We start from the raw sequence: 19543 nt of genomic DNA, 5'->3' as shown, positions 1-19543 counted from the left end.
TGATGCGTCTCTATAAAACCAGCGCTCAAAGGTGGGAACCGGTTTTTCAGAAAAAAGCACCCGCGATGCAATTTTCCGGGGAGTGTTAGGCTCAACGGCGCCGAGTTTCCCGCTGCCCCTTGCCAAATGCGTCCTGCCCGTCGCATTTTGCCGGCCATGCGTCCCGCTATCCTCGACCCGCTATTTGCCTCCATTTCTTCGCTATCAGGCGTCGGGCCGAAGGTATCCGAGCTGCTGGTGAAGCTGCTCGATCGCGAGACGATCGACGATTGCCGCGTCATCGACCTTATTTTCCACGCGCCGCATTCGATCATCGACCGGCGCGAGCAGCCTGTTATCGCGAGAGCACCGCAGGGCGCCATTGTTACCATAACCGGTCGTGTTGACCGACATCAGCCGCCGCCCAACCCGCGCAGCAATGTGCCTTATCGTGTCTATCTGCACGATGAGACAGGCGAACTTGCGCTAGTCTTTTTTCGTGGCAAGGCACAGTGGCTCGAAAAGCAGCTGCCGATCGATGAAACCGTTACCGTCAGTGGCAAGGTCGACTGGTTCAACGGCCGCCCGTCCATGGTGCATCCGGATTATATCATGCGCGAGAGCGAGGCGGAAAACCTGCCGCTCGTCGAGCCGGTCTATCCGCTAACCGCCGGGCTTACGCCGAAGTTCCTGCGCAAGACGATAGAGGCAGCATTGCCGCGCATTCCGCAGCTGCCCGAGTGGGATGATATTGCTCTGACGCAGAAGCAGGGTTTTCCCTCGATCGCCGATGCCTTCCACATGCTGCATGCGCCCAGGGATGCGGCCGATATCGATCCGCAGGCACCAGCGCGGCGCCGACTGGCCTATGACGAATTCCTGGCGGGGCAATTGTCACTCTCGCTGGTGCGCCAGAGGTTGCGCAAGGTTGCCGGTCAACCCGTACATGCAACTGGAGAAATCAGCGGCAAGATACTGGAATCCCTACCCTTCTCGATGACGAATAGCCAGCGCGATGCGGTTGCCGATATTCTCAAGGATATGGCGGGCACCGAGCGCATGCTGCGGCTGCTGCAGGGCGACGTCGGCGCGGGCAAGACGCTGGTGGCGCTGATGGCGATCGCCGCCGTGATCGAAAGCGGCGGCCAAGCCGTGCTGATGGCACCGACCGAAATTCTCGCCCGCCAGCATTACGCGACAATTTCAAAATTCGCAGCAAGTGCAAATCTTTCCGTCGAAGTTCTCACAGGCCGCACGAAGGGTCGCGAGCGGGATGCGATCTTGGAGCGCATTGCCTCCGGCGAAGCGCAGATCATCATCGGCACGCATGCGTTGTTTCAGGATAGCGTCGCCTATGCCAATCTGATGCTGGCTGTCGTCGACGAGCAGCATCGTTTCGGCGTGCATCAGCGCCTGCGGCTAACTGCGAAGGGCATTTCGCCCCACATGCTCGTTATGACCGCAACGCCGATACCGCGAACGCTGGTGCTGGCCGCATTCGGCGACATGGACGTTTCGAAGCTCACCGAGAAGCCCGCGGGCCGCAAGCCGATCCAGACGATCACCATTCCGAATGAACGAACCGGCGACATCGTCGCGCGCCTAAGGAGTGCGCTAGCGGAAGGTAAAAAAGCCTATTGGATATGCCCACTTGTGGAGGAATCCGAAGAATCCGATTTAATGTCGGTGGAGGAGCGGCATGAGACACTGACCAAGGCGCTCGGCCCAGGCATCGGTCTCATCCATGGCCGGATGAGCGGCCCGGAGAAAGACGCTGTGATGATGGCGTTCAAGAACGGCGAGATCCGCCTGCTGGTGGCCACGACGGTCGTCGAGGTGGGCGTCGACGTGCCGGACGCGACGATCATGGTCATCGAACATGCTGAACGTTTCGGCCTGGCACAGCTTCATCAGTTGCGCGGCCGCGTCGGACGTGGCGACGAGGCCTCGACCTGCATCCTTCTCTACAAAGGGCCGCTCGGCGAAACCGGGCATGCCCGGCTGTCGATCATGCGTGAGACAGAAGACGGCTTCCGTATTGCCGAGGAGGACTTGAAGCTGCGCGGCGAAGGTGAGCTTCTTGGGACACGCCAGTCCGGCACGCCAGGCTTCCGCATCGCCAGCCTCGAGGCTCATGCCGATCTCCTGGAAATCGCCCGCAAGGATGCCGCCTATCTCATCGAGCGCGATCCGGAACTGACCAGTGAGCGTGGCAGTGCGGTACGCACCCTGCTCTATCTCTTCCGCCGCGACGAGGCGATCCGCTTCCTGCGAGCGGGGTAGGCGGATGGACGCGTTAGCCGCGTCCATCCGCGTTTCATCAGATCACTTTGCGGCGAGACCGGGAATGGTGACCTGGAATACCTGGAACATGGTATCGACATCCGCGCCACTATCATCCTTGTAGGCAGCGCCGACCTGGAAACCATCCTGGGTGATGAAGTCGTTGTCATTGGCGACGAACAGGAAGTAATCGTCAGGCAGCTTCGGATCCTGAACGCTGACGAGCGACATGGCCTCCCACTTTTCCGAGAGGTTGTTTCTGTCGTTCGGCGCGCCGTTATGCAGACCAAAGCGCGCTAGATCGGCGCTGTCGTTGATATCGATGAAATTGCTGACTGCCGCCGGCTTGACTGAAGGATCAAGAACGCCCTTCGGCGCGACAGCTGTGTCGCCGTCGAACTTGCCGCCGGCAATATCGGTGGCAGCGGAAACATCGACAGCCACAACGCTGCGATAGAGCGACTTGTCGCCCTTCTGGCCGTAGCCATTGTTGCTATCGCGCGCGAGCATCAGGAAGCTTGTCGGTGAGAGCGCCACGATTTCGCTTTGGGCGGCAACGGCCGTCTTGCCCTTGTCATTGGTGAAGACCGGCAGAGGCACGACATATTCGTGCACCAGCTTCAGATTTGCAGGGTCGGCGGCATCATAGACAAGCGCGCGGGTATTCTGGCGCGTGGAGCTGGAATCGCCGCCATCCTGGCGAGTCGCGGACTGGAGCACGACGATCAGGAACTTACCGTCCGGGGTCAGGGACATGCCCTCGAAGCCTTGGTTGTTCTGGCGCCCGCTGGTCGGATCTTTCGGATCGGGAGCGGTTTCGCCCGGGCCGGGATTGTTCGAGGAAAAATTCACGGCGCCGTGGCGCATCGGCAGAAACGCGCCCGGTGGTGCCGTGGCCGAGATCATCAGCCCATCCGCCGAGAAGCGGTAGATATAGGGACCGTACTCATCACTGATGAACATCGAACCATCGGGCAGCCGGGCAATGGCTTCGTTATCGAGCGAAATCTTACCGTTTGGTGCCTGTGGCAAAAGCGGCAAGCCGCCTTCCGCCTGGCGAACGCCGTTGGCTGGGTCAAGACCGGTGGTTTCGTTGCCCTTATTATCCTTCAACAGCAGCGTATCCGCGAGCTTGGCTTCGACGCCCGCCTGTTCCTTACCGGCTGGAGGCTTTGCACCGGAGGCAACCGGCGTCAGTTTGATATCGATGGTGTTGAGACGCGCACGGTAATCGGTGGTGCCGGCGACATTGTAACCGCGGTCCGGCAGCAGCCACAGCGAGCCCTTGTAAGTGCCGTCGGCGTTGCGGGTCCAGCTCTTGGTGTCGATCGACATGCCTGAACCGGAGCCGAAAGTCTCACCGAACTTATCGCGCTGATTGGCCGGAATGCGGCCGATCGCGACGCGGCCTTTATTGACCAGCTTAACACCGTCAATCGTCACGGAATTATCCGCCAGCGCCAGCATTGGAGCCGTGAAAACAAATGTGGCAAACGCTGCCGACAGCAGCGGCAAGCTCTTCGAACGCATATATCTCAAAACCATATCCTCCTGATCAAAACTTTATGAAGGCAACGACATCCATCTCCGGCCATTTCGGACCGCGTTGGAGAACCGCAGCTCGGTGCCTGTGCCCCGAACATACGATGCTGAGATACGTGCGATTATCTGCCCCGACTGACGATCTAAGGCGTCAATATGATAGAGGCATGACAATTCGCGCAGAACGCGAAGGCATTGATCCAACTATTAGAAGATGAGCAATTGAGGTTAAGGAGCCACGGGAACCCGCTGCCGCAATTCCTTGGCTGCGACCAGCTTCTCGTATTCCGGCGCCACAAGGCCGCCCGAAATCAGCAGCTTGGCGCCATCTTCAGGGCTCATATCGAGCACCGTGATCTTTTCGCGCGGAACGAAAACCAGAAATCCGGCCGTCGGCACGGGCGTCGGTGGCAGGAACACCGCCACCATGTCCTGACCCATGGCATTGAATTTCGAAGCGATCTCGCCTTTGGCATCGGTCGATATGAAAACCATGGACCAGAGGCCGGGGCTCGGATACTCGATCAGCCCTACCTTCTTGAACGAACTGCCCTGCTCTTTGAGCACAGTCTCGAAGATCTGCTTGACGCTCTTATAGATGGTTCGCACCAGCGGCACGCGATTGACGATCGACTCGCCGAAGCGGACGATGCTCTGACCGATCAGGTTCTTGGCCAGAAAGCCGACGATCGTGATGAAGATCATCGCGATCACCAGGCCGGTACCGGGAACGGCGAAGTTCAGATAGCTTTCGGGATCGTAGCGCGCGGGAATATAGGGGCGAACCCAGCTATCGGCCCAATGGACGACGGACCAGGTCAGCCATAGGGTAATGGCGATCGGGGCACAGATAATCAGGCCGGCCAGGAAATTGTTTCTGATCCGCGTCGTCACGGACATTTTGATGAGTTTTTCAGTCATTCGCCGCTCGAAAACTCCGTCCCGTCGCTACCGCTTCCCGGCAAACCCTCCCCACCATCTCCGTGGGCGAATCGTGCCAGAAATTAGCGCGGCATACAACCCGCTAGCCACATCTGTGAGCCCAACAAGCGATCGACTCACGAGGACGTGACGGCAAATGCGCGGCGGAAGGAATCCTATTCCACGGTGACCGATTTGGCGAGATTGCGCGGCTGATCGACATCCGTGCCCATGAACACGGCCGTATGATAGGCAAGCAATTGAATCGGCAGCGAGAATATGATCGGGGCTATGATCTCGTCCACGACGGGCAAGGTGATCGTCGCCATGGTCGGCAATGTCGATGCGGCAGCGCCAATTTCATCCGTGATGAAGATGATTCGGCCGCCGCGAGCCGCGACTTCCTGCATGTTGGAAACGGTCTTGTCGAAGAAGCGGTCATGCGGGGCGATGACGATAACGGGCATGTTTTCGTCGATCAGCGCAATCGGTCCATGCTTCAATTCACCGGCCGCATAACCCTCCGCGTGGATGTAGGAAATCTCCTTGAGCTTCAGCGCGCCTTCCATGGCAAGCGGGAAGCTGGTGCCGCGGCCGAGATAGAGCACATCCTTGAACTTCGAGATCTCGCGCGACAGGCTTTCCATCTGCGGCTGGATGATGTTCAGGACATTCGCCATGATACGCGGCATCTCGACGAGATGGCGCACCATTTCCTGTTCATTTTCGGCGCTGATGTTACCTCGAGCGACGCCGGCTCCAATCGCCAGCGAGGCAAGAACGGCAAGCTGGCAGGTGAAAGCCTTCGTCGAGGCGACACCGATTTCCGGGCCGGCCAGGATCGGAAACACGGCATCGGATTCGCGCGCGATGGTCGATTCCCTGACGTTGACCACGGCACCGATCTTCAAGCCGTTGTCCCGACAGTAGCGGAGCGAAGCCAAGGTATCCGCGGTTTCGCCGGATTGAGAAATGAACAGGGCCGCCTGCGACGGCAACAACGGCATTTCGCGATAGCGGAACTCGGAGGCAACATCGATTTCGACCGGCAACCGCGCGTAGCGCTCGAACCAATATTTACCCACCAGGCCGGCGAGATAGGCGGTGCCGCAGGCTGATATCGCAAGGCCGGAAACCCCGCCGAAATCGATGGCCGAGACATCCGGGCGCACACGATGGCTGGCGAAATCGACGTAATGGCTCAGCGCATGGGAGATGACCTCCGGCTGTTCGTAGATTTCCTTTTCCATGAAGTGGCGATGATTGCCCTTGTCGACCACATAGGCGGTTGCCTGCGAAATCTGCCGCGGCCTAGTCACTTCATTGCCGTTGAAATCGAGAATGGTTGCGCCGGCATGGGTGACGATCGCGCAGTCGCCGTCGACGAGATAGCTGATCTCATTGGTGAAGGGCGCAAGGGCGATTGCATCCGAACCGAGGAACATCTCGCCCTTGCCGTAACCCACGGCAAGCGGCGGGCCAGAACGCGCCGCCATCAACGTGTCAGGATCATTCTGGAACATAACGGCCAATGCGTAAGCGCCGGTCACGCGGTTCAGCATTTTCAGCATGGCTGTACGTGCGTCCAAGCCCTCGCGGACATATTTGGCCAGAAGATGGGCGACGACTTCCGTATCCGTCTGCGAGGCAAATTCCTGCCCTTCGGCCTTCAGCTGTTCGCGCAGCTCGGAGAAGTTTTCGATGATGCCGTTATGGACGACGGCAACGCCTTCCACGAAATGCGGGTGGGCATTGGTTTCATTCGGAACACCGTGGGTTGCCCAGCGCGTGTGTGCGATGCCCGTCGTGCCAGGCAGAGGATCCGTCTCCAGCCGCTTCTCCAGATTGAAGAGCTTTCCTTCCGCGCGGCGGCGATCCATCACGCCGTCATGGATCGTCGCGACTCCAGCCGAATCATAGCCGCGGTACTCGAGCCGCCGCAGCGCGTCCACCAAACGCTCCGCCACAGGCTTCGTTCCGACGATCCCAACAATACCGCACATACAGCTCTCCGTCTGGCCTCAGATATGAAGGCAAGTCCTAATCATTCCTGCAATTTTCTCAATTGCCACAACGGTCACTTTCGATTTCCGACCGTTACGTCAACGCGCGAGAGTTTAGTGGCCGCCCTTTTTCGCTGCCTTGATGGCAAGGGCTCGCTCGCGGATCACCTTGGCCCGCTCCGGCTTTACTTCCTGGCGAGCCCGGCCGAAGGCCAGCGCATCGGCCGGAACATCCTCGGTGATGACACTGCCGGAAGCAATATATGCGCCGTCGCCGATATGGATGGGCGCAACCAGCGACGAATTGGAACCGACGAAAGCGTTGGCGCCGATATGCGTTTCATGCTTGTTAACGCCGTCATAATTGCAAGTGATCGTACCCGCGCCGATATTGCTGCCTGCTCCGATCGTCGCATCACCGATATAGGTCAGATGATTGACTTTGGCGCCCTCGCCAATCTTGCCGTTCTTGACCTCGCAGAAATTGCCGACCTTGGCGCCACCGGCGAGATCGGCCCCCGGGCGCAGCCTCGCAAAGGGGCCGACCGTAGCACCCGCACTGACATGGGCGCCCTCGATGTGCGAGAAGGCATGAATGACTGCGCCTCCCTCGATGACCGCGCCCGGACCGAAGACAACATTCGGCTCGATCAGCGCATCCTGGCCGATCACGGTGTCATAGGCGAGGAAAACGGTTTCCGGCGCTATCATGGTCACGCCCGACAGCATTACCTCATGCCGGCGGCGCTCCTGCCAGAGGCGCTCGATGAAGGCAAGTTCGGCGCGGTTGTTGCAACCAGTCATCTCGACTTCGGGCGCATCGACGGCAACGGCGCGTCCGCCAAGCGAGCGGGCGATCTCGACGAGATCGGTGAGGTAATATTCGCCCTTGGCATTGTCGTTGCCGATGCGATCAAGGAGATCCAGCGCCTTGCGGCCGTTGATCGCCATCAGCCCGCTATTGCACCACTTTATCGCCAGTTCGGCATCGGTTGCATCCTTGGCTTCTCGAATGGCGATCAGCTCGCCATCCTTGACCAGCAATCGGCCATAGGCGTTGGGATGTTCCGTATGAAATCCGATGACGACGATGTCGTTACCATCGGCCAGTCCCTGGCGGGCGGCACGAAGCGGCACATCGGTCAGCAGAGGGACGTCTCCGTAGGCAACGATAATATCGTCATATCCGCGAGCAATCGCCTCGCGCGCCGCCAGCACGGCATGGCCCGTGCCGAGACGTTCCTTCTGAAGATAGGATTCGATGGTGATGCCGCCGATCGACGCTGCCGCGCTGACTTCATCCGCATTGCGCCCGACAACCAGCGCCGCCGCCGAAATTCCGGTCTTGGAGATCGCATCCATGACATGGGCGATCATCGGGCGCCCGGCAATCGGATGCAGGACCTTCGACATCGATGACTTCATGCGGGTACTGTCGCCGGCGGCGAGGATGATGGCGAGGCAGCTGCGTTCCATTTCAGGCTCCGAGATATACGGTCAGGCGTCGGCACAGGCCGAGCGAGTTCCCTCATACCAACAAGTCGAGCGATGAACTACGGCGAAATTCAAGACGACCTCAGGCCTCGGCAAGAGCCTCGAAAGCTTCGAGGACATGCTGACGCCCATCGATGATCACAAATTCCATCGCCTTATAGGCAGCAAGGCCGTCCCGTGCCGCTATCGCGTCCACTATGGCCATATGCGTATCAGCAATATTGGCGAAGCCATTGGTTGACGGCGGCGCGCTCATGCGAAACATGCCAACCAGTGCGGCCTTGATAAGCCCACCCAGCGATCGCATGAACGGATTTTGCGAAGCCTCAGTAATTGCCAAGTGGAAATGCAAATCGGCGACTGCGAGGCTATCGGAAGTATGGTGCGGCGCCGCCATGGCGGCTGCAAGATTGCGAAGCAGTTCGATATTCTCTCGGCTGGCCCTTTTCGCCACCAGACTCGCGGCGAAAGGCTCAAACGCCATGCGTATATCGTAAAGATGAAGAAGAAATTCCTTGTTGACGCCGCTCTCGAAATGCCAATTGAGCACTTCATTATCGAACATGTTCCAATGGATCTTCTCGGTCACGCGCGTCCCAACGCGCGCACGCGGCACCACCAGCCCCTTTGCCGCCAATGTCTTCATGCTTTCACGCAGGACAGTGCGGGATACCTTGAACCGTTGCAGAAGCTCGCTGTCACCGGGAAGAATGCTTCCGATCGGAAATGCACCCGAGACGATCGCCTTACCCAACTCATCGACCACTTGAGCGTGGCTCGTGCGCGATTTTCCCTCGGATTTTCCGGTCTCAAGCATTCGGTTTCGCAAGAGCTCTGTCCCTCCCTCAGACATATCGTCGGTTTAAGCGGGAAAGCAGCAGAAGTCCCTTCTGCATCAGAATAAAGGCAAACAGCAACAAGCCGATCAATATCTTCGTCCACCAACTGGAAAGCGTTCCATCGAAGGTGATGTAGGTCTGAATCAAGCCCTGTATGAGAATTCCGATGAGTGTTCCTCCGACGAATCCTGCTCCTCCCGTCAGCAGTGTTCCCCCTATGACCACGGCAGCGATCGCATCGAGTTCGACGCCGACCGTGGCAAGCGAGTATCCGGCAGATGTATAGATAGAAAAAACGATTCCGGATAGGCCAGCAAGAAATCCAGAAAGGGCATAGATCTGGATTGTCGTCTTGCCGACAGGCACACCCATCAGCACCGCCGTTTGAGCGCCGCCACCGAGAGCATAGACATTGGCGCCGAAGCGGGTGCGTTGCGCCAGCACAATGCCGCCGGCAAAGACGAGCAGCATGAGGCCGCCGATCAAAGTCAGCCGGCCGCCGCCGGGCATCAGCCAATAAAGATCGTTGAGCTGAGAGTAGAAATCATGCTCGATCGGAATGCTGTCGATCGACAACACGAAGGCGATGCCCCGCGCCAGAAACATGCCGGCCAGCGTCACGATGAAAGGCGGCATGCTGAGATAGTGAATGATGGCGCCCATGCCGGCGCCAAAAATCGTCGTGATGACAAGAACAAGAACGAACGCGATCAACGGGTGGATCGCCGTATCGCGCAGAATGACAGCCAGGAAAACACCGGTAAAGGCAATGATCGAGCCGATGGACAGATCGATGCCGCCCGAGATGATGACGAAGGTCATGCCTACGGCGGCAATTCCCAAAAATGCGTTATCAGTCAACAGGTTGCCCACTACCCGCGTCGACAGCATGTTCGGATACTGCGTCACGCAGGCGATATAGGCCAGAATGAAGATGAGGATCGTCGCAAGCAGCGGAAGATATTTCGAATTCACTTTGCCTGCTCCTTTTGCACCATCTGCCCCTCGTCTCGGCGACGCCAGAAGAATGACGTGGCGGATTGAACCGCCGGAGACTGGATGACCAGAATGACGATGACGATAATCGCCTTGATCACCAGATTGAATTCCGGCGGAAAGCCGGAGAGCAGGATGCCTGTATTGACCGATTGAATGATCATTGCGCCGATCAGCGAACCGACGATGCTGAAACGACCGCCGAGCAGCGAATTGCCGCCAACCACGACCGCAAGGATCGCATCCAGTTCAAGCCACAGACCGGCATTATTGGCGTCCGCACCCTTAATGTCGGCCGTAACGATGATACCCGCGATGGAGGCACAAAGGCCGCTCAATGCGTAAACCGCAATCAGCAGGACCGGGGTCCGGATACCGGACAAGGTGCTTGCCCGGCGATTGATGCCGATGGCTTCGACCAACATTCCGAGAGCCGTGCGCCGGACCAAAGCGATCACCAAAAGCGCAGCGACAAGCCAGATCACCACCGGCATCGGCAGGGCAACGAACGAGCCGCTGCCAAGAAAAATCAGTCCGTCATTGTTGAAGGTGAGGATCGCGCCCTCAGTGATCAATTGCGCAATGCCGCGGCCCGCCACCATCAGCACCAGCGTTGCGATGATCGGCTGGATATCGAGTACGGCGACGAGGAAACCGTTCCAGAGCCCACATGCCAGACCGACGCCGATCGTCAACAGCAGCGTATAGGAAAGCGAGTAGCCGGCAACGATCGAGGATGCCGCAACCGCGCCGCAGATCGCGATGACCGCGCCGACGGACAGATCGATGCCTTTCGTGGCGATGACCAGCGTCATGCCAATGGCAAGCAGCGCTACCGGCGCACCACGATTGAGTACGTCCACCAAGCTCCCGTAGAGCCTTCCATTCTGAACTTCTAGATGAAAGAAATGCGGGAACATTATGAAATTCAAGAGAAGAATAACCGCGAGTGCAATGAGCTGAGGCATCAGCCGAAGCAAGGAGGTTTTGATTGGCGAGCTCATGCGTCCTCCCGCGTCCTTTGAGCCGTGGCGATGGCCTCGACGATATTTCCGGCCGTGATCTCACTTCCGGCCAACTCGGCAATATGTTCGCGGTCACGCAGGACGATGACGCGCGAACTATAGGCGACAAGCTCCTCAAGTTCGGATGAAATGACTACCAGGGACATTCCCTGCCGGCAAAGATCCTCGATCAATCGGATGATTTCCGCATGAGCACCGACATCGATGCCGCGCGTCGGCTCATCCAGGATGAGGAAGCTTGGATTGGTCGCCAGCCATCGCGCAAGGATTGCCTTCTGCTGGTTACCGCCTGAAAGGAGCCTGATCGGCTTTTCCCGATCGGTCGTGCGGATATCCAACGCCTTGATATAGCGATCGGCGATGGCGTTTTGCTCGCTGCGCGGCAAGGGCCTTGCCCAGCCCCGCCTTGCCTGTAACGCCATGACGATATTTTCGCGAATGGAGAGATCACCGATGATGCCATCGGTCTTGCGGTCTTCCGGGCAAAAGCCGAAACCGCTCTTGATCGCCGCGCGCGGACTGGAAAGCGCAATGGGCTTGCCTTCGATTTTCGCCTCGCCGCTGTCGGCGCGCTCGACGCCGAAGAGCACTTCGGCGGTCTCGGTCCGCCCTGAGCCAAGCAGGCCCGCAATGCCCACAACTTCGCCGACGCGTACCTCCATGTCGAACGGCTTGATCTTACCGCGTTTGCCGAAGTTCGTGAAATGATATCTGACCGGGCCGCTTTCCGTCTCGCTCTGCTTTATAGTGCCTTCAGCCTCGGCGAGTTCGCGGCCGAGCATCATGGCGATTAGAGTTTGCCGCGGAAGACCGTGCGCATCGCGCGTGCCGACCAGGCGGCCGTTGCGGAGAACGGTGATGCGATCGCAGATTTCGTAAACTTGCTCCAGGAAATGCGTGATGAAGACAATTCCCAGCCCGCGCTGCTTCAATCGCCTGACGATGCCGAACAGCATCTCGACTTCATGCGTATCCAGGCTCGCAGTGGGCTCATCGAGAATGAGCACCTTGCCGGAGAGATCGACCGCGCGGGCGATGGCGATCACCTGCTGAATGGCGACCGAAAAGCGATCGAGCTGGCGGCTGACATCGATATCCAGGCCATATTGTGACAGCAGATCTCTGGCCATCTTATTCATGACGCGGCTGCTGACCATCCCGAACCGTCGCGGCTGGCGGCCCAGAAACAGGTTTTCCGCGACACTCAGATTGGGCAGCAGGTTCACTTCCTGGTAGACGGTTCCAATACCGAGCTTCTGAGCGGCAAGCGTATCATGCGGATCGATCTCCGCCCCATCGAGCACCAGAGTGCCCGCATCGCGACGATAAGCGCCGGTCATGCATTTGATCAGGGTCGATTTTCCGGCACCGTTCTCGCCGAGAAGCGCATGGACCTCGCCGCGCATCAATGTGAAATCGACATGATCGAGAGCGGTCGAACCGGGGAAATATTTACAAAAACCTGTCGCCGTCAGAAGTCGCTCTACGTCGTGAGCCATGAAGCGCGAATTTCCTTGGAATGAATCAAATTGCGAAAGCGATAGCCGGCGCATTCCGTGGGTGCGCCGGCATCTTGCACAAGATATCGCACCGGCGCGGCATTGCCGATCCGGTGCGATGGGCTTTCGTCTTAGTAGCCGAGGTCCTTCTTCTGCTCGTAGACCTTCTGCGGATCATCCGCCTGGGTATAGAGCTTGGATTCCGTCTGGATCCACTTCGGCGGCTCTTTCTTGGTCTTCAAATACGCATCGAGCGCGTCGAAGGCAGGGCCTGCCATGTTCGGCGTCAGCTCAACGGTTGCGTTCGCCTCACCGGCAGCCATGGCCTTGAAGAGATCCGGAACCGAATCGATCGACACGGTCAGGATGTCCTTGCCCGGCTTCAGGCCAGCTTCCTTGATCGCCTGAATAGCGCCGACGGCCATATCGTCGTTATGGGCGTAGAGCGCGCAGATATCCTTGCCGCCGTTTTCAGCCTTCAGGAAGCTTTCCATGACTTCCTTGCCCTTGGCGCGGGTGAAATCGCCGGTCTGGCTACGAACGATCTTCAGGTTGTCGTGACCCTTGATGGCTTCCTCGAAGCCCTTCTTGCGGGCGATGGCCGGCGAGGAGCCCGTCGTGCCCTGCAGCTCGACGATGTTGCACTTCTTGTCGCCGACCGTCTTTACGAGCCAGTCACCGGCGACCTTGCCTTCATGAACCAGGTCGGACGTGACAGCTGTCAGATAAAGGTCCTTCGGTGCAGCAACCGTGCGGTCAAGCAGAATGACCGGGATCTTGGCTTCCTTGGCTTCCTTCAGGACAGCATCCCAGCCGGTTTCGACGACCGGTGCCAGCAGGATCGCATCAACGCCTTGCGCGATGAAGGACCGGATCGCCTTGATCTGGTTTTCCTGCTTCTGCTGCGCGTCGGCGAACTTCAGATCGATGCCGCGCTTCTTGGCTTCCTGCTTCGTCAGCGTCGTTTCGGCCGCACGCCAACCAGACTCCGAACCGATTTGCGAGAATCCGACGACCAGGTCTTTAGCCGATGCCGATGTGAACATGCAGGCAGCGAGCATCGTCGCACTGATCAGTGCAGTCTTCAACTTCATGATTTCCTCCCAAAGGCCATTTCCTCAGGCCATGGTTTAAAAATCATATAGTAATACTTTTGTAAATCAGCATTCGATGTTGCAACGCAACAAAAAGGGGCGTTTTGAACGCCCCTTTTCAACTTAAACTATTTCGTCTGCTTACTTAGAAGCCGGCAGCTTGTCGTCCACGCCTTCGATGTAGAAGTTCATGCCGAGCAACGTCCCGTCATCGGCCTTTTCGCCGGCCTTGAGCCAGGGCGTACCGTCCTGTTTGTTGATGGGGCCGGTGAAGGGAGCAAGCTCGCCTGACTTGATCTTGGCTTCGGTTTCCTGAGCCATCTTCTTCACGTCGTCTGGCATATTCGTATAGTCGCCCATCTTCAGGATGCCGTCCTTCAGGCCGTCCCAGCTCTGCTCGGACTTCCACGTGCCGTCGAGCAGCGCATGAACGCGCTTGGAGTAGTAGTTACCCCAGGTGTCGATGATCGCCGTCAACTGCGCCTTCGGGCCAGCCTTGATCATATCGGAAGCCTGACCGAAAGCATGGATGCCGCGCTCTTCGGCAACCTGCATCGGTGCCGTCGTGTCGGTGTGCTGCGTCAGGATATCGACGCCCTGGTCGACCATGGCCTTGGCAGCATCGGCTTCCTTGCCCGGGTCGAACCAGGTGTTGACCCATACGACCTTCAGCTTGAAGCTCGGATCGATCGAACGGGCGCCCTGTTCGAAGGAGTTGATACCCATCACCACTTCCGGAATCGGGAAGGACGCGATGTAGGCGGCGCCATGGTTCTTCGACATCTTGGCGGCGATCTGGCCGAGGATATAGCGGCCTTCATAGAAGCGCGAGTTGTAGGTTGCGAGATTCGGGCCGCTCTTGAAGCCGGTCGCATGTTCGAACTTCACCTTCGGGAACTTGGCGGCAACCTTGACGGTCGCATCCATGAAGCCGAACGAAGTCGAGAAGATCAGCGAACAGCCGGAACGGGCAAGACGCTCGATAGCGCGCTCGGCATCCGGGCCTTCCGGTACGTTTTCGAGATAAGGCGTCTCGATCTTGTTGCCGAATTCCTTCTGGATCTGCTGACGGCCGAGATCGTGCGCCTGCGAATAACCGCCGTCCGTGTGCGAACCGACATAGACGAAGCAGACCTTGGTCGGTGCCGCTTCAGCGGCGGCAGCGAAACCAATGATGGCAGCGGCTGTCGTTGTGAGGGCGAGTGCTAGTTTTTTCATGGTTACCCCTACTGGTTTGACATGTTTTGCAGAAATCGGTCCGGCTGTTGCAATCAGCGCTCCGGAACGAAGGCTTTGCCGAGCGACGCTGGCGTGTTGATCAAGGTCGCGCGGCGATTTTGAGAGATGATGACGAGAACCACAATAGTCGATGCATAGGGCAGCATCGACAGGAATTGCGAGGGTATGCCGACGCCGAAGCCCTGCGCATGGAATTGCAGGATCGTCACGGCGCCGAAGAGATAACCGCCGGCCAGCACGCGCATCGGCCGCCAGGAGGCGAAGACCACGAGCGCCAAGGTCACCCAACCGCGACCGGCCGACATGTTCTCGACCCATTGCGGGGTGTAGACCAGCGACAGCTGAGCGCCTGCAAGCCCCGCGCAGGCACCGCCGAACATGACGGCGAGATAACGGGTGCGGATGACGTCGATACCGAGAGCATGGGCCGAGCCATGGCTATCGCCGACGGCGCGCAGCTTCAGGCCGGCACGGCTGCGGAAGAGGAACCAATTGACGCCGGCGAGCAGCGCGATCGACAGATAGAAGGTCAGGTCCTGCCTAAAAAGTACCGGACCGAGGAACGGTATGTCCGACAGCAGCGGAAAGACGATTTCATGCAGCTGCACGCCCGGCACGCTGACATAGCCTTCGCCGATCATGCCCGAAAGGCCGAGCCCAAGGATGGTCAGCGCCAGGCCGGTCGCGACCTGGTTTGTTACAAGCGTCAGCGTGAGAAAACCAAACAGCAGCGAGAAGAGCGCCCCCCCGACGATGCCGGTCAGCAGGCCGACATAGGGCGATCCGCTCATCTGCGCTCCAACAAAAGCGGCGACCGCACCGATGATCATCATGCCTTCGACACCGAGGTTGAGGACACCGGAGCGTTCCACCACCAGTTCACCCAGGCCGGCAATGACGAGCGGCGTCGACGCGGTGATGATGGTGAGCAGGATGGCTTCAAACACACTCATGCCGCACCTCCACGGACCCGCGACCAAAGCACACGGATTTTGTAATAGATCAGTGTGTCGCAGGAGAGCACGAAGAACAAAAGCAAGCCCTGGAAGACGCTGGCCGCCTTGGCTGATATCCCCGGCGACAATTGCGCGGCTTCGCCGCCGAGATAGGTCAGCGCCAGCACCAGACCGGAGAGAATGGCTCCGAGCGGATTAAGGCGCGCAAGGAAGGCGACGATGATGGCGGTGAAACCGTAACCCGGCGAAATCGCCGGCTGCAGATGGCCGATGGAGCCGGAAACTTCGGATATGCCAGCCAGTCCCGAGAGCGCGCCGGAGACGAGGAAGGCGAACCAGACCATTTTCCGCGAGGAAAAACCGGCAAAGCGCCCTGCCCGCGCCGACTGTCCAAGCACGCTTATCTCAAAGCCTTTCAGCGTATATTTCATAACGAACCAGGCAAGGATCGCCGCGACCACGGCGAAGACGATGCCCCAATGCGCACGCCCGGAGTCCTCCCAGATCGCCGGTAAAACCGCTTCTGGCGGAAAGTCGATGCTCTGCGGAAAGTTATGGCCCTGCGGATCGCGCCACGGCCCGCGCGACAGCCAATCAAGGAAGAGCTGCGCGATATAGACCAGCATCAGGCTCGTCAGGATCTCGTTGGTATTGAAATGCGCCTTCAGGAGCGCCGGAATGGCGGCATAGAGCGCGCCGCCAACGGCGCCGGCGATCAGCATCAAAGGCAGGATCACGGGCGAATGCCAGTCGGTGAAGACGATCGGGATGAATGATCCGGCGATCGCGCCCATGGTGAACTGCCCTTCGGCGCCGATATTCCAGTTGTTGGAGCGATAGCAGAGGCAAAGGCCGACGGCGATCAGGATCAGCGGTCCGGCCTTGATCGCCAGTTCGTGCAGCGACCAGACCTCCAGCAGAGGTTCGACGAAGAATGCATCGAGCGCCTCGACGGGATCCTTGCCCATGACGGCGAACATGATGGTGCCGGCGATCAACGCCAATGCGAGAGCAAGCAGGGGCGATAGCAAGCCGAACAGCTTGGAGACCTGCGGGCGCTTTTCAAGTTCAATGCGCATGTGCAGGCTCCGAATGCGTCTTCGATTCATGCAGACCGCCCATCAGCAGTCCGATCTTTTCGCGCGTCAGCTCACCAGCCGGATAGGACGGCGACAGCCGGCCTTCCGAGATCACGGCAATATCGGTCGCGACTTCGAAAATCTCGTCGAGATCCTGACTGATGACGAGCACGGCCGAACCGTCGCGGGCGAGATCGACCAGCGCCTGGCGGATGCGGCTTGCGGCGCCGGCATCGACGCCCCAGGTTGGTTGATTGACGACGAGCACGCTCGGCTGCCGATCCAGTTCTCGGCCGACGATGAACTTCTGCAGATTGCCGCCGGACAACGCGCCGGCAGCCGGATCCTCGCCGCTCTTGCGGACATCCATCGCCTCGCAGATGCGCTTCGTCGCCTGCTTGACCGCGCCGTGCCTGATGACATTGAAGAAGCCACCACCCAGGAACGACTTGCGATCCGACTGATGCCGGGCAAGCACGAGGTTATCCGACAACTTCAACGTCGATACCGCAGCATGGTCGTGGCGTTCCTCGGGTACGAAACCCGCGCCGATCAGCCGGCGCGCATTAATGCCCTTGGTGCCGACAGCCTTGCCGCGCAACTGGACCGGATCATCCGCGGGGACGGTGTATTCGCCGGAAATGACATCGAACAATTCGCCCTGGCCGTTACCGGCAACGCCGGCAATCGCCAATATCTCACCGGCCCGTACACGCAGGGAAACGTCCTTCAGCGCCATGGCAAACGGGGTTCTCGCCGGTGCCGAAAGGCCTGCGATCTCCAGGAGAATATCGCCCTTGTTGCCAAGCCCCTCGTGCTGCACGCTGGCGATGTCGCTGCCGACCATCATGCGGGCAAGCGAACCGGTCGTTTCCTGCCTGGGATCGCAGGCGCCCGTGACCTTGCCGTGACGCAGGACAGTGGCGCGCGAACAGATGCGCTGCACTTCCTCCAGCCGGTGGCTGATATAAAGCACCGATCGGCCCTCGTCCCTCAGCTTGAATAACGTTTCGAACAGTCGATCGGCTTCCTGCGGTGTCAAAACGGAGGTGGGCTCGTCGAGAATGATCAGTCTAGGGTTTTGCAGGAGCGCCCGAACGATCTCGATGCGCTGGCGTTCACCGACGGACAGATCGGCCACATGCGCATTCGGATCGAGCGGCAAGCCATAGGCGTGAGAGAGCTTCGCGGCTTCCTCGGAAATTTTTGCGAGCGGGATATTGCTGTCGAGCGAGAGCGCTATATTTTCCGCGACCGTCAGCGCCTCGAACAAAGAAAAATGCTGAAATACCATGCCGATGCCGAGCTTGCGCGCTGTGCCCGGCGCATCGATCGCCACAGGCTGCCCCTGCCAGACGATCTGCCCATGCGACGGTTCGAGCACGCCGAACAACATCTTGACGAGCGTGGATTTGCCTGCGCCGTTTTCTCCGAGGAGAGCGTGAATTTCTCCCGGCTGGATTTCAAGATCGATTTCGTTGCAAGCAGTAAAACTGCCAAACAGTTTCGTCAGTTTGCGAACCGACAATAGTGCGCCGGTTGCCGGCGCATCGGATGACGACACGTTCCCCTCATTTCCTTCCCACCGTTCCTGCCCTTTACGGATCTATGGGATCAGCAGTGTAGTTCCACTCGTTTTCCTGGCTTCCAGATCCGCATGTGCGCGCCCTGCGTCAACAAGCGGATAAGTTTGATGAATATTGATACGCACTTTGCTGCTTTGCACAACAGCAAATAACGACTTTGCACTGGCTCTCAACTCGTCAGGTGTACCGACATAGGCGAAAAGGCTCGGCCGCGTGGCAAAGAGCGAACCCTTCTGGTTGAGGATGGCGAGATTGAAATTCTCGATCGGACCAGAAGACTGGCCGAAGGTGACCCACATGCCGCGCGGCTTCAGGCAATCGAGCGACTGCGGGAAAGTATCCTTCCCAACCGAGTCATAGACGACATCGACGCCCTTGCCTCCGGTGATTTCGCGAACGCGCTCGGCAAAATTCTCCTTGCTGTAGTCGATGACGTGGTCGTAGCCATGTGCCAGCGCCAGTTCGACCTTTTCTGCGGAACCGGCAGTGCCGATGACGGTTTCGGCGCCGAGGGCTTTGGCCCACTGGCCGGCGATTAGGCCAACGCCACCGGCGGCCGCGTGGAACAAAAGCGTCGTTCCAGGGCCGACCTTGAAGGTGCGGTTCAGCAGATACTCGGCCGTCATGCCCTTCAGCATCATCGATGCCGCGGTTTCGAGCGTGATATCATCGGGCACCTTGACCAGATGACGCGTCTCGATATTGCGCTCGACGCTGTAGGCGCCATCGCTGCCGACATAGGCGACGCGATCGCCGACAGCAAAATCGGTCACGCCAGGCCCAACTTCAGTGATCGTGCCCGCAGCTTCCTTGCCGAGCGGCAATGGAAACTGAGGTGCCTTGTAGAGGCCGGATCGAAAATAGACATCGATGAAGTTGAGGCCGATCGCGGCTTGACGAAGCTGCACCTCACCCGCGCCGGGAGGCGGCAGATCCACCTCCTCCAGCTTCATGACCTCCGGACCGCCATTCTCATGGATACGGATGACATTGGTCTTCTTCATGATG

The 19543-nt window shown here is 58.9% G+C and carries 15 protein-coding genes; 1 reads left to right on the top strand and 14 read right to left on the bottom strand.

Annotated features, from left to right (window positions below; genetic code table 11):
- Positions 1-156 precede the first annotated feature (156 nt).
- Complete coding sequence (recG, locus tag ACK83U_RS06705; protein WP_112610353.1) at positions 157-2262, top strand: ATP-dependent DNA helicase RecG; 2106 nt, start codon at positions 157-159, stop codon at positions 2260-2262.
- Positions 2263-2304: 42 nt separating this feature from the next.
- Here the strand turns inward: recG and ACK83U_RS06700 are convergent, their stop codons facing one another.
- The 14 genes from ACK83U_RS06700 to ACK83U_RS06635 all read right to left on the bottom strand — a co-directional run bounded on the left by ACK83U_RS06700 (position 2305) and on the right by ACK83U_RS06635 (position 19539).
- Positions 2305-3792: an esterase-like activity of phytase family protein gene (locus ACK83U_RS06700; protein WP_412474811.1), complete on the bottom strand. Its 1488-nt coding sequence runs from the start codon at positions 3790-3792 to the stop codon at positions 2305-2307.
- A gap of 240 nt (positions 3793-4032) precedes the next feature.
- Entirely contained in the window at positions 4033-4725 is a 693-nt protein-coding gene (locus ACK83U_RS06695; RefSeq protein ID WP_112610275.1) for a DUF502 domain-containing protein, read from the bottom strand.
- 176 nt (positions 4726-4901) lie between these two features.
- Positions 4902-6728 (bottom strand): glutamine--fructose-6-phosphate transaminase (isomerizing), encoded by a 1827-nt coding sequence (gene glmS / locus ACK83U_RS06690; RefSeq protein ID WP_112610273.1) that lies wholly within the window; start codon positions 6726-6728, stop codon positions 4902-4904.
- A 114-nt stretch (positions 6729-6842) separates the two neighbouring features.
- Positions 6843-8204 carry a bifunctional UDP-N-acetylglucosamine diphosphorylase/glucosamine-1-phosphate N-acetyltransferase GlmU gene (gene glmU / locus ACK83U_RS06685; RefSeq protein ID WP_112400643.1) on the bottom strand — a complete coding sequence of 454 codons (1362 nt, stop codon included), beginning with the start codon at positions 8202-8204 and terminating at the stop codon, positions 6843-6845.
- A 100-nt stretch (positions 8205-8304) separates the two neighbouring features.
- On the bottom strand, positions 8305-9039 hold the full coding sequence (locus tag ACK83U_RS06680; protein ID WP_412474810.1) for a FadR/GntR family transcriptional regulator: 735 nt from the start codon (positions 9037-9039) through the stop codon (positions 8305-8307).
- Between the two features lie 28 nt (positions 9040-9067).
- Positions 9068-10036 carry a galactofuranose ABC transporter, permease protein YjfF gene (gene yjfF / locus ACK83U_RS06675; protein WP_112610271.1) on the bottom strand — a complete coding sequence of 323 codons (969 nt, stop codon included), beginning with the start codon at positions 10034-10036 and terminating at the stop codon, positions 9068-9070.
- On the bottom strand, positions 10033-11061 hold the full coding sequence (locus ACK83U_RS06670; RefSeq protein ID WP_112338368.1) for an ABC transporter permease: 1029 nt from the start codon (positions 11059-11061) through the stop codon (positions 10033-10035). The genes yjfF and ACK83U_RS06670 overlap by 4 nt, the downstream gene beginning before the upstream one ends.
- Positions 11058-12581, bottom strand: coding sequence for a galactofuranose ABC transporter, ATP-binding protein YtfR (ytfR, locus tag ACK83U_RS06665; protein WP_112610269.1), 1524 nt, complete (start codon positions 12579-12581; stop codon positions 11058-11060). The genes ACK83U_RS06670 and ytfR overlap by 4 nt, the downstream gene beginning before the upstream one ends.
- Positions 12582-12712: 131 nt before the next feature.
- On the bottom strand, positions 12713-13675 hold the full coding sequence (gene ytfQ / locus ACK83U_RS06660; RefSeq protein WP_112338366.1) for a galactofuranose ABC transporter, galactofuranose-binding protein YtfQ: 963 nt from the start codon (positions 13673-13675) through the stop codon (positions 12713-12715).
- Between the two features lie 141 nt (positions 13676-13816).
- Positions 13817-14893 carry a BMP family ABC transporter substrate-binding protein gene (locus tag ACK83U_RS06655; RefSeq protein WP_112338365.1) on the bottom strand — a complete coding sequence of 359 codons (1077 nt, stop codon included), beginning with the start codon at positions 14891-14893 and terminating at the stop codon, positions 13817-13819.
- Positions 14894-14946: 53 nt separating this feature from the next.
- A complete protein-coding gene (locus ACK83U_RS06650) occupies positions 14947-15867 on the bottom strand; it encodes an ABC transporter permease (RefSeq protein WP_112610267.1) in 921 nt (306 codons plus the stop codon).
- Positions 15864-16949, bottom strand: a complete 1086-nt coding sequence (locus ACK83U_RS06645) for an ABC transporter permease (protein WP_112610265.1) — start codon at positions 16947-16949, stop codon at positions 15864-15866. Before ACK83U_RS06645 ends, ACK83U_RS06650 begins: the two co-directional genes overlap by 4 nt.
- Entirely contained in the window at positions 16939-18513 is a 1575-nt protein-coding gene (locus ACK83U_RS06640) for an ABC transporter ATP-binding protein (RefSeq protein ID WP_112610263.1), read from the bottom strand. The genes ACK83U_RS06645 and ACK83U_RS06640 overlap by 11 nt, the downstream gene beginning before the upstream one ends.
- Before the next feature lie 42 nt (positions 18514-18555).
- Positions 18556-19539, bottom strand: a complete 984-nt coding sequence (locus tag ACK83U_RS06635; protein ID WP_112610261.1) for a quinone oxidoreductase family protein — start codon at positions 19537-19539, stop codon at positions 18556-18558.
- Between the last annotated feature and the right edge of the window lie 4 nt (positions 19540-19543).

The organism is Rhizobium sp. WW22 (assembly GCF_047041135.1).
GTDB lineage: Bacteria > Pseudomonadota > Alphaproteobacteria > Rhizobiales > Rhizobiaceae > Rhizobium.
Note: the sequence above shows the minus strand (reverse complement) of the source record. Positions and strands in the feature narration are given on the sequence as shown.

What these genes read in the sequence shown, in the direction of transcription:
- recG (WP_112610353.1), top strand. Translation starts at nt 157, where the DNA reads ATGCGTCCCGCTATCCTCGACCCGCTATTTGCCTCCATTTCTTCGCTA.
- ACK83U_RS06700 (WP_412474811.1), bottom strand. Translation starts at nt 3,792, where the DNA reads ATGCGTTCGAAGAGCTTGCCGCTGCTGTCGGCAGCGTTTGCCACATTT.
- ACK83U_RS06695 (WP_112610275.1), bottom strand. Translation starts at nt 4,725, where the DNA reads ATGACTGAAAAACTCATCAAAATGTCCGTGACGACGCGGATCAGAAAC.
- glmS (WP_112610273.1), bottom strand. Translation starts at nt 6,728, where the DNA reads ATGTGCGGTATTGTTGGGATCGTCGGAACGAAGCCTGTGGCGGAGCGT.
- glmU (WP_112400643.1), bottom strand. Translation starts at nt 8,204, where the DNA reads ATGGAACGCAGCTGCCTCGCCATCATCCTCGCCGCCGGCGACAGTACC.
- ACK83U_RS06680 (WP_412474810.1), bottom strand. Translation starts at nt 9,039, where the DNA reads ATGCTTGAGACCGGAAAATCCGAGGGAAAATCGCGCACGAGCCACGCT.
- ACK83U_RS06670 (WP_112338368.1), bottom strand. Translation starts at nt 11,061, where the DNA reads ATGAGCTCGCCAATCAAAACCTCCTTGCTTCGGCTGATGCCTCAGCTC.
- ytfR (WP_112610269.1), bottom strand. Translation starts at nt 12,581, where the DNA reads ATGGCTCACGACGTAGAGCGACTTCTGACGGCGACAGGTTTTTGTAAA.
- ytfQ (WP_112338366.1), bottom strand. Translation starts at nt 13,675, where the DNA reads ATGAAGTTGAAGACTGCACTGATCAGTGCGACGATGCTCGCTGCCTGC.
- ACK83U_RS06655 (WP_112338365.1), bottom strand. Translation starts at nt 14,893, where the DNA reads ATGAAAAAACTAGCACTCGCCCTCACAACGACAGCCGCTGCCATCATT.
- ACK83U_RS06650 (WP_112610267.1), bottom strand. Translation starts at nt 15,867, where the DNA reads ATGAGTGTGTTTGAAGCCATCCTGCTCACCATCATCACCGCGTCGACG.
- ACK83U_RS06645 (WP_112610265.1), bottom strand. Translation starts at nt 16,949, where the DNA reads ATGCGCATTGAACTTGAAAAGCGCCCGCAGGTCTCCAAGCTGTTCGGC.
- ACK83U_RS06635 (WP_112610261.1), bottom strand. Translation starts at nt 19,539, where the DNA reads ATGAAGAAGACCAATGTCATCCGTATCCATGAGAATGGCGGTCCGGAG.